We start from the raw sequence: 9,614 nt of genomic DNA, 5'->3' as shown, positions 1-9,614 counted from the left end.
CCGGTCGGGGCGGGGGAGGCCGCCCCGGACCCGCAGGCTCCTGCCCCGAGCAGCGCCGTGACGGCGAGGGAGAGGGAGAGACCGGGGCGCGGGCGCCGTGCCGCTCCGCCCCCGCCCGGCCGTGCGGGGTGCCGTACGTCGGTCATCGTGCCGTCCTCCCGTGGAGCGGTCGACCAGCCAATCCTGGTCTAGACCTTGACAGGTTCAGACCAATACCGCTTCGCTGGTCCTCCCCCCACCGGAAGGACGCGCGCATGCGACGCCTGGTTTCCCTGTTCGCCGCCCTCTGTACGGCAGTTGGGCTCGCCCTTCTCCTCCCCGCCGCCCCGGCGGGCGCCGCCCCCGCCTGTGTGACGGCCTGGAACTCCTCCAGCGTCTACACGGGCGGCATGACCGCCTCGTACAACGGCCACAACTGGTACGCGAAGTGGTGGACGCAGAACGAGCGCCCGGGCGGCTCCGACGTCTGGCGCGACGAGGGTGTCTGCGGCACCGACGGCGGCGGCACCACCCCGCCCCCGACCACCGGATTCGTGGTCTCCGAGGCCCAGTTCAACCAGATGTTCCCGAACCGGAACCCGTTCTACACGTACGCCGGGCTGACCGCCGCCCTGAAGTCGTACCCCGCCTTCGCCACCACCGGCGGTGAGACGGTCAAGCGCCAGGAGGCCGCGGCCTTCCTCGCCAACGTGCACCACGAGACGGGCGGCCTGGTCCACGTCGTGGAGCAGAACACCGCCAACTACCCGCACTACTGCGACGCCCGCCAGCCCTACGGCTGCCCCGCCGGGCAGGCCGCCTACTACGGCCGGGGTCCGATCCAGCTCTCCTGGAACTTCAACTACAAGGCCGCCGGTGACGCCCTCGGCATCGACCTGCTGAACAACCCCTGGCGCGTCGAGCGCGAGCCGGCCGTCGCCATGCAGACCGGCCTCTGGTACTGGAACACCCAGAACGGCCCGGGCACGATGACCGCCCACAACGCCATGGTGAACGGCGCCGGTTTCGGTGAGACGATCCGCGCGATCAACGGCGCGCTGGAGTGCAACGGCGGCAACCCGGCCCAGGTGCAGAGCCGGGTCACCAAGTACCAGCAGTTCACCCAGATCCTGGGTGTCCCCGCCGGCGCCAACCTGTACTGCTAGCCGGTCAGTCCTGCCACGCGAGGAACGCGGTCCAGGCGGCGGGCTCCACGGCGAACGTGGGCCCGTCGCCGACCTTCGAGTCGCGGACGTGGACGGCGTGGGCGCACGAGGCGACCTCGACGCAGTCGCCGCCACCGCTGTCGCTGTACGACGACTTGTGCCAGTCGAAGGCGACCTCGACGCAGCTTCCGCCACCGCTGTCGCTGTAACTGGACTTGAACCAGTGCAGGGTGTCGCTCATCTGTCTACTCCCGCCAACTCCTCGATGAGACCCAGCGACCTGCGCGGATCCAGGGCCTGTGCCCGGATCTTCGCATACCGCTGCGTGTGGATACTGACCTTGGCCCGATCGGTGACGAGCACGCTCTCGCCCTGGATCTCCAGGTAGGTCACCCGGTCGTGAGCCGGGGTCTCCACGATCTCCAGGGCGCCTCGGTCACCGGCGTACTCCCCTCCCAGGGCCGCGTCCAGCGGCAGCACCTGGAGGTTCACATTTCTCCTCCGCGCGGACTCCGCCAGGTGCAGGAGCTGCTCGCGCATGATCTCCTCGCTGCCGATCGGCCGCCGCAGCACCGACTCGTCCAGAACCAGCTCGATCTCGCACACCCGGCTCCGGTCGAACAGCGCCTTGCGCGCCATCCGTGCCATCACCAGCTCCTCGACGCGCTCCGGCGTGGGCTCCGGGTAGCCGCCCGCGATGAGCGCGCGGGCGTACGCCTCCGTCTGGAAGAGGCCGTGCACGATGTGGTTCGCGTACAGCCACAGCGCGAGCGCCTTCTGCTCGATCTGGGCGTAACCACGGAACTGCTCGGGCAGCCGCTCCAGGCGCAGCAGGTCCCGCATCTCCTCGAAGATTCCGGTGTCACCGCCGAGGACCCGCTCCAGCTGGACCAGCATCTCGTCGCTCACCGGGTGCAGCAGCCGCTCCATCGCGCTGATCGCCGCGCCGGTGTACCCCATGAGCGCCCCGAGCTGATCCTGCGTCAGTCCCCTTTTCAACCGCATTCTCCTGGCCACGGTCGCCGCCATCCGCGCCACGGGGCCTACCGGTTCCTTGTTCTCGGCTCGCGCCATTCTGTTCCCCATTCGGACTCAACCGATCTCAATCGGTCTCAACTGCTCCCCGCCGAATTCGACCGCGTACGAGGGCAGTTGGCGCAGGTCAACGGGTTGCCGACGCGCCCTCCGCAGTCGTGGAAAACGCTAGCGGTGACGCGGGAACATGTCCTCGTGAATGCAGAGAATCGGGATGTCCATGTGAGTTGGATTCCACTTTCCGGATTCCATCTCCGCAAGGCCGGGGTGCAATTCGACGCGGTCCGCGTCGACGGTGAGGACGGGCGGCGGCTGGCCGACTGGATGGAGGTGCTCACCGGCGGCGACCCCGGCCCGGTCGTGATGGAGGACAACGGCCGGCGCGGGGTCTACTTCCTCCTGCCGCCCGGCACCACGGCCCACCGTGCCTGGCCGCGCGGCGTCACCCGCTTCAACTCCGGCCCGGCGCACGTGAGCTACGTACCGGTGCCCGCCCTCACGGGGAAGACCTGGCCGCTGTCCTGGCGGTGCCTCCCGAGCGGCCCGAACCGGTTCGTCCACCCCCTCCTCCTCCGGAGCGCGGTGCGCGAACTTCTCTCCTGACGCGCGGCGAAGTAGGTCATGGCCCGGCCTACTCGCCTCCTAGCCTCACCGCATGAGCGACAACGAGGACCAGCAGGCCGTCAAGGCCGTTCCCGACGGCTACACGACCGTCACGCCCTGGGTCATCGGCAGCGACACCGCCGGGCTCATCGACTACCTGGAGAGGGCCTTCGGGGCCGAGGAGGTGGGCCGCTTCGTCATGGAGGACGGCTCCGTCGGCCACGCCGAGCTGCGGATCGGCACCGGGCGGATCATGGCCTTCGACAGCCCGCCCGGCTGGGGGCCGACACCGGCCTTCATCCGGCTGTACGTGGAGGACGCGGAAGCCGTCCACCGGCGCGCGGTCGAGGCGGGCGGCACCTCCGTCACCGAGGTCACGCACCTGTTCTTCGGCGACAAGGTGGGCCGCGTCCGCGACCCGTACGGCAACCTCTGGTGGATCCAGACCCACATCGAGGACGTGGACGAGGCGGAGATGGGCCGCCGCCTCACCGACCCGGAGTTCACCGCCGCGATGCGCTACGTGACGGGCGCCCTCCACGAGAGCACCCCGTAGGGACCGCCTCCGGACCCGCGCCGGCCTGCGCGCTCCCGCCCACCCTCCGGGAGGTGCGGAACGAGCCGTCGAGGCGGAAGACGCCCAGCGCCGTACGGGCGCGCCTCCCGCCCCCCGGTCACCCGTTCAGTTCCTCGTAGGCCGCCGGGTCGGAGTGGTGGAAGAGGCGGTACCAGGCGTCGCGCTGCCCCTCGTACGCGCCGAGGCGGGCGAAGATCTCCCGCGCGAACGCCACCGGCTCCGTCGGGCCCGCCGTGATGAGGTTCCCGTCGCGCACGGCGTCCGCCTCCACGTAGTGGTCACCGCCCCGGTAGCCCGTGGCGGCCAGGTAGGAGCGCGCGGCGCTGGTGTGCCGGCGGCCGTCGAGCAGGCCCTCCCTGGCCAGCCCGGCCGTGGCGCCGCAGATCGCCGCGACGGGCACACCCGCGTCGAGGAAGGCGCGGGCCTTGGCCGTGAAGGGGGCCAGGCCGTCGCCCTCGTCGTACGTGTCGGCGCCGGGGAGGATCAGCAGGGCGCTGTCCTCGGGGCGGAGGTCGCCGAGCGCCAGATCGGGGACGATCCGGATGCCCGCGAGGGTCGTGACGGGCTCCCCGGCGGCCGGACCGACGGTCCTGATCGTGTGGCCGGCGCGGGCGAGCCAGGCCGTCGCGTGGCCCGTCTCCCAGTCGGCGAGGGTGTCGTAGACGGCGAGGTGCACGGTCGTGTTTCCGGTCCCTGTGGTCATGGCGAAAGGCTGGCAGTGACGGGCGCGCGCTGTCCACGGGAAAAGGCGGGCACCCAAGGTGTCGCGTCCCGGCCGGTCTCGGTGGACAAGATGGCCATGGCCGCTTTCACCTGCGCTTCCTTACCCTCGGACCCATGACCCCTCATGTCATCGAACCCGACCCCCAGGCCGGCGCGGCCGTCAAGGCCGCCGACCGCGCGCACGTCTTCCACTCCTGGTCCGCCCAGGGACTGATCGACCCGCTCGCCGTGGCCGGCGCCGAGGGTTCGTACTTCTGGGACTACGACGGCAACCGCTACCTCGACTTCACCAGCGGCCTCGTCTACACCAACATCGGCTACCAGCACCCCAAGGTCGTCGCCGCCGTCCAGGAGCAGGCCGGGAAGCTGGCCACCTTCGCGCCCGCCTTCGCCATCGACGTCCGCTCCGAGGCCGCACGCCTCATCGCCGAGCGCACCCCCGGCGACCTGGACAAGATCTTCTTCACCAACGGCGGCGCCGAGGCCGTCGAGAACGCCGTCCGCATGGCCCGCCTGCACACGGGCCGCACCAAGGTGCTCTCCGCCTACCGCTCGTACCACGGCGCCACCTCCACCGCGATCAACCTCACCGGCGACCCGCGCCGCTGGGCCTCCGACACCGCCTCCGCCGGCGTGGTGCACTTCTGGGCGCCCTTCCTCTACCGCTCGCCCTTCTACGCCACCACCGAGGCGGAGGAGAGCGCCCGCGCCCTCCAGCACCTGGAGGACACGATCGCCTTCGAGGGTCCGCAGACCGTCGCCGCGATCATCCTGGAGACCGTGCCCGGCACCGCCGGCATCATGACCCCGCCGCCCGGCTACCTCGCCGGCGTGCGCGAGATCTGCGACAGGTACGGCATCGTCTTCATCCTGGACGAGGTCATGGCCGGATTCGGCCGCACCGGGAAGTGGTTCGCCGCCGACCACTTCGACGTCGTGCCCGACCTCCTGACCTTCGCCAAGGGCGTCAACTCCGGCTACGTCCCGCTCGGCGGCGTCGCCATCAGCGCCGAGATCGCCGCCACCTTCGACAAGCGGCCCTACCCCGGCGGCCTGACCTACTCCGGCCACCCGCTCGCCTGCGCCGCCGCCGTCGCCACCCTGAACGTCATGGCCGACGAGAAGGTGGTCGAGCACGCCGCCCACATCGGCGAGCACGTCCTCGGCCCCGGCCTGCGCGAACTGGCCGAACGCCACCCCTCCGTCGGCGAGGTGCGCGGCCTCGGTGTCTTCTGGGCGCTGGACCTGGTGAGGAACAAGGAGACGCGCGAGCCGCTCGTCCCGTACAACGCCGCCGGCGAGGCCAACGCGCCCATGGCCGCCTTCACCGCCGCCGCCAGGAAGAACGGCCTCTGGCCCTTCGTGAACATGAACCGCACCCACGCCGTCCCCGCCTGCACCGTCTCCGAGGCGGAGGCCAAGGAGGGCCTCGCCGCCCTCGACGCCGCCCTCGCCGTGGCCGACGAGCACACCGCGTAAGCACGGCCCCCGGGCCCCTCCTCCGTCTCGACTAGGCTCTCCGGGAGCCGGACGGAGGGGGGCCCACATGCCCGCGAGCGGAGCTGTCACCCGCAACACCCTGCGACGGCAGATCGCGGACGCGCTCCGTGACGAGGTGCTCGCGGGGCGTCTCCAGCCGGGGGAGGAGTTCACCGTCCGGCAGATCGCCGAGCAGTACGGCGTCTCCGCCACCCCCGTGCGGGAAGCGCTCGTGGACCTCTGTGCCCAGGGGCTCCTCGACTCCGACCAGCACCGCGGCTTCCGCGTCCACGCCTTCACCGTCGCCGACTACCGGGACATGGTCGAGGCCCGGATGCTCGTCGTGGACGGCATCTTCCGCCGCCACGCCCCCCGCACCCCGCCGGCCTCCCCGGTGCCCGACGTGGGCCTGGGCGTCGCGCTCGTCTCCGTACGCCGCCGGGGCGAGGCCGCCGCCCGCGCCGCCCGCGCCGGGGACCTCGACGTCCTCATCGGCTACGACATCCGCTACTGGCGCGAACTCGCCCGGCTGATCTCGTCCAACGAGCACATCGCCGACTTCCTGCACCGGCTGCGCGTCCAGGCCTGGGTCTTCTCCGTGCCCTACCTGCGCGCCGAGCGGGAGATGCACGGCTGGCTGTGGGCCGGGCACGTGGAGCTGGTCGACGCCATCACACGCGGCGACGGGGAGGCCGCGCTCACGGTCGTACGGGAGTACAACGCGCACTCCCTGGAGTGGGCCGACCGCCTGGAGGCCCGCGCGCGGGTCCGGTGAGCGGTGAGCCGCCCCCGGCGGCGGGTTGAGGCCCGGCTTCCAGGGGCAGGTGGTCCACGGGTGGGCGTGGTCGGCGGCGCCGACTACCCTTGCCCTCCCTGCAACTGACGGAGAGCGAGCCTCCCTTGGCCTGTGACCTGTGGCTGGTCCCCCTCGTCGACGTGCTGTGCCACAGCCCCGACAACCCCTTCGCCGAAGAGATCGCCGCCTACGACGCCGTACTCAGCGCCTCGGGCCTGCCGACCGTGCCCGTCTACGCGTACATGCCCGGTCTCTCCGGGGACGTCGCCCCGGTCGCGGGCTTCGACTACGAGGCCCTGCACTTCCTGCGCCGCGCCTACCTGCTCCAGATCTGCGGACTGCCGGTCGAGCCGGTCGGCGAGCTGGGCGGGGACTACGAACAGCTCCTGGAGATGTTCGAGACGACCGCGCAGCAGTCCCACCTGGTGTGGCACTACGACCACGCGGGCGCCTACGTGCCCGTGGACTTCCCCGTCCCGCTCTCCAGCGACGAACTCCTGGAGGGCGGCGGCCCGCTCGGCTCCTCCTACGGGCTGCTGCGCGAGCTGGAGTACGTGGCACCCGCGATCGGCATCGACCCGGCGAACCCGCCGGCCGCGCCCGCCCCGCCGGAGCGGCCGACCGAGCTGGAGGAACCGGCCGCCACCGCCCCGCTCGACGACAGCCCCTTCGCGCGGGAGCGCCACGTGTGGCTCGGGCTGCACGCGGCGGCGACCCGCAGCCTGGCCCAGGGCTCGATGATCATCCTGAGCTGAGCCGGGGCGAGCTCGGTCCGACGGCCGGTCCCGGGGCCCGGGACCGGCCGTCGGCGTTCGGCGACCCCGGCGGCCCCTCCCGGGGGCCGCCCGGCGGCGTTCAGGCCCTCAGCGGGTCTCCGGGGGCCGCTGGCGCGGCATGTTCGGGCGGGTGCCCGGGGGCAGCGGGAAGCGGCCCGGCGATGGGGCGGGCTCCGGCCGGGCCGGGACCACGCCCGCCGACTGGAGCGCGAGCGGCGCCGGGCCCGAGCGGAACTCGACCATCCAGTCCGCCGTCTCGGCCCGTACGAGCTCGGTGATGTCCTCCGAGAAGCGGCGCAGCACCCCGAGGCACCGCTCGGCCGCCTCGCTCGCCGTGCCCTCCGTCGGGCCCAGCACCTCGCGGACGCTCTCCGAGGCCCAGTCGAACTGGAGCGCCTGGACGCGGCGCTGCACCGCCTGCGCCGTGGCCACGTCCCGCATCCAGCCCGAGGTCAGCCCGAAGTACCGGTCGCAGGCCAGACAGGCGGCGCCGAGCAGCAGCGACAGATACCCCCAGCCGGTCGTGCCCTCGGCCACCCCGCTCACGTCGAGCAGCGGCAGCGCGGCGCCCGCGATCACCCCGGCGGCGGTGCCGAACCGCAGGGCACGGGCGCCACGGCGCTTCCCGCCACGGTCGGACAGGTACCACTCGGCGGTGCGCAGCGCGTTCCCCTCCACCCACCGGTAGAGCTCGTCGAGCCGTTCGGCCGGTTCGCCCCAGTCGCCCAGGGGGAAGGGCGTACCGGTCAGATCTCGGCGGACGTCTCCCCCGGGCTGCCCCGGTGGCTGCATCTCCGGCTGCTGGCTCACCGGGGGACTCCTCTGTTCAGCTCAGCGCGCGTGTCGCTCGTGTCGTGCTGTGACGTGCGGTGCACGTGGTGCCTGCCCTTCCTACCGCCGAATGGAGGGCGATGGGCCCGGAATCCCGGGATTTCCGCCCGCAAGAGGGTGTTGATCAGGTAGAGGAGCCCGCAGTTTCTCACTCGAAAGAGTGGTGGAGGCAGGGTGCGCGGCGACCACGTAGGCTCGGCATACCGACATCCGGACGACGGTCCGGACGACCGACCCTCAGGAGTGCCCGTGATTCCCGGTGGTGGCCAGCCCAACATGCAGCAGCTTCTCCAGCAGGCCCAGAAGATGCAGCAGGACCTCGCCCGGGCCCAGGAAGAGCTCGCCGCGACCGAGGTCGAGGGCCAGGCCGGCGGCGGCCTGGTCAAGGCGACCGTGACCGGCAACGGCGAGCTGCGCGGCCTGGTGATCGACCCCAAGGCGGTCGACCCGGAGGACACCGAGACCCTGGCCGATCTCGTCGTCGCCGCCGTCCAGGCCGCCAACGACAACGCGCACCAGCTCCAGCAGACCAAGCTGGGCCCGCTGGCGCAGGGCCTCGGCGGCATGCCGGGCCTGGGCTTCTGACCGCTCCCTTACTCAGGGCCGCTCGCAGCCACTACCGTAAGAATCAAGCACCCCCCGAGAAGGGCGTTCCGTTGTACGAAGGCGTGGTCCAGGACCTCATCGACGAACTGGGCAGGCTGCCCGGCGTCGGGCCCAAGAGCGCCCAGCGGATCGCCTTCCACATCCTCCAGGCGGAGCCCACGGACGTCCGGCGGCTCGCGCACGCCCTCCTGGAGGTCAAGGAGAAGGTCCGGTTCTGCGAGGTCTGCGGCAACGTGGCCCAGCAGGAGCGGTGCAACATCTGCCGGGACGAGCGGCGCGACCGGACGGTGATCTGCGTCGTGGAGGAACCGAAGGACGTCGTCGCGATCGAGCGGACCCGCGAGTTCCGGGGGCGGTACCACGTCCTCGGCGGCGCGATCAGCCCGATCGAGGGCGTCGGCCCGGACGACCTGCGCATCCGCGAGCTGCTGGCGCGGCTCGCGGACGGCACCGTCACGGAGCTGATCCTCGCCACCGACCCCAACCTGGAGGGCGAGGCCACCGCGACGTACCTGGCGCGGATGATCAAGCCCATGGGCCTGAGGGTGACCCGGCTGGCCAGCGGCCTGCCGGTCGGCGGTGACCTGGAATACGCCGACGAAGTGACCCTCGGCCGTGCCTTCGAGGGACGGAGGCTGCTAGATGTATGACCACGTCCGGCCCGGCGCGCTCCCAGGGAGGCTTCTCGATGTCTGACCCCACGCTGCACTCCGTCACGCAGAGTCCCGACGACTTCGCGGTTCAGATCGCCGACTCCATCGAGAGCTTCATCGTGGCGACCACCGAGGTCGCCAGGGGCGACGAGCCGGACAGCGCGGTGCCGTTCCTGCTCCTGGAGGTCTCGCAGCTGCTCCTCGCGGGCGGCCGGCTCGGGGCGCACGAGGACATCGTCCCGGACGAGCGGTACGAGACGGATACGGGCCCGGAGCCGGACGTGGACGAGCTGCGGGAGCGGTTCGCGGCGCTCCTGGAACCGGTCGACGTGTACTCGGAGGTCTTCGACCCGTACGAGCCCCGCAAGGCGCCCGTCCCCGCGCGGATCT

Annotated in this window: 13 protein-coding genes; 9 read left to right on the top strand and 4 right to left on the bottom strand. The window is 71.9% G+C overall.

Features of this window, described 5'->3' with window-relative positions:
- Positions 1–254: 254 nt before the first annotated feature.
- Positions 255–1,145, top strand: a complete 891-nt coding sequence (locus tag RIF68_RS15805) for a glycoside hydrolase family 19 protein (RefSeq protein WP_309051886.1) — start codon at positions 255–257, stop codon at positions 1,143–1,145.
- Positions 1,146–1,149: 4 nt separating this feature from the next.
- On the opposite strand, the gene RIF68_RS15800 is transcribed toward RIF68_RS15805, so the two are convergent.
- Positions 1,150–1,386 carry a DUF397 domain-containing protein gene (locus tag RIF68_RS15800; protein WP_309051885.1) on the bottom strand — a complete coding sequence of 79 codons (237 nt, stop codon included), beginning with the start codon at positions 1,384–1,386 and terminating at the stop codon, positions 1,150–1,152.
- On the bottom strand, positions 1,383–2,219 hold the full coding sequence (locus RIF68_RS15795) for a helix-turn-helix transcriptional regulator (RefSeq protein ID WP_309051884.1): 837 nt from the start codon (positions 2,217–2,219) through the stop codon (positions 1,383–1,385). Before RIF68_RS15795 ends, RIF68_RS15800 begins: the two co-directional genes overlap by 4 nt.
- A 156-nt stretch (positions 2,220–2,375) precedes the next feature.
- On the opposite strand from RIF68_RS15795, the gene RIF68_RS15790 reads away from it, so the two are divergent.
- Both RIF68_RS15790 and RIF68_RS15785 read left to right on the top strand, forming a co-directional pair.
- Positions 2,376–2,783 carry a hypothetical protein gene (locus RIF68_RS15790; RefSeq protein ID WP_309051883.1) on the top strand — a complete coding sequence of 136 codons (408 nt, stop codon included), beginning with the start codon at positions 2,376–2,378 and terminating at the stop codon, positions 2,781–2,783.
- A 52-nt stretch (positions 2,784–2,835) separates the two neighbouring features.
- On the top strand, positions 2,836–3,339 hold the full coding sequence (locus tag RIF68_RS15785) for a VOC family protein (protein WP_309051882.1): 504 nt from the start codon (positions 2,836–2,838) through the stop codon (positions 3,337–3,339).
- A gap of 118 nt (positions 3,340–3,457) precedes the next feature.
- On the opposite strand, the gene RIF68_RS15780 is transcribed toward RIF68_RS15785, so the two are convergent.
- The gene (locus tag RIF68_RS15780) at positions 3,458–4,063 is read right to left on the bottom strand and encodes a DJ-1/PfpI family protein (protein ID WP_309051881.1); all 606 of its coding nucleotides are present in this window, start codon (positions 4,061–4,063) and stop codon (positions 3,458–3,460) included.
- A gap of 134 nt (positions 4,064–4,197) precedes the next feature.
- Here RIF68_RS15780 and RIF68_RS15775 point away from each other — a divergent pair, with 134 nt between their 5' ends.
- From RIF68_RS15775 to RIF68_RS15765, 3 genes are all read left to right on the top strand, one after another.
- The gene (locus RIF68_RS15775) at positions 4,198–5,562 is read left to right on the top strand and encodes an aspartate aminotransferase family protein (protein ID WP_309051880.1); all 1,365 of its coding nucleotides are present in this window, start codon (positions 4,198–4,200) and stop codon (positions 5,560–5,562) included.
- Positions 5,563–5,629: 67 nt separating this feature from the next.
- Positions 5,630–6,337 (top strand): GntR family transcriptional regulator, encoded by a 708-nt coding sequence (locus RIF68_RS15770; protein ID WP_309051879.1) that lies wholly within the window; start codon positions 5,630–5,632, stop codon positions 6,335–6,337.
- A 125-nt stretch (positions 6,338–6,462) separates the two neighbouring features.
- The gene (locus tag RIF68_RS15765; RefSeq protein WP_309051878.1) at positions 6,463–7,113 is read left to right on the top strand and encodes a hypothetical protein; all 651 of its coding nucleotides are present in this window, start codon (positions 6,463–6,465) and stop codon (positions 7,111–7,113) included.
- Positions 7,114–7,221: 108 nt separating this feature from the next.
- On the opposite strand, the gene RIF68_RS15760 is transcribed toward RIF68_RS15765, so the two are convergent.
- A complete protein-coding gene (locus RIF68_RS15760) occupies positions 7,222–7,926 on the bottom strand; it encodes an SLATT domain-containing protein (RefSeq protein WP_309051887.1) in 705 nt (234 codons plus the stop codon).
- 288 nt (positions 7,927–8,214) lie between these two features.
- Between RIF68_RS15760 and RIF68_RS15755 the strand changes: the two genes are divergently transcribed.
- The 3 genes from RIF68_RS15755 to RIF68_RS15745 all read left to right on the top strand — a co-directional run.
- Positions 8,215–8,550, top strand: a complete 336-nt coding sequence (locus RIF68_RS15755; protein ID WP_309051877.1) for a YbaB/EbfC family nucleoid-associated protein — start codon at positions 8,215–8,217, stop codon at positions 8,548–8,550.
- 71 nt (positions 8,551–8,621) lie between these two features.
- Positions 8,622–9,221 (top strand): recombination mediator RecR, encoded by a 600-nt coding sequence (gene recR / locus RIF68_RS15750; protein ID WP_309051876.1) that lies wholly within the window; start codon positions 8,622–8,624, stop codon positions 9,219–9,221.
- 38 nt (positions 9,222–9,259) lie between these two features.
- Positions 9,260–9,614, top strand: a 355-nt coding sequence (locus RIF68_RS15745; protein WP_309051875.1) for a DUF5063 domain-containing protein, incomplete at its 3' end; no start/stop codon positions are given.

Source organism: Streptomyces sp. (assembly GCF_031178505.1).
Classification (GTDB): domain Bacteria; phylum Actinomycetota; class Actinomycetes; order Streptomycetales; family Streptomycetaceae; genus Streptomyces; species Streptomyces gulbargensis.
This window is presented reverse-complemented; position numbering and strand designations above follow the sequence as displayed.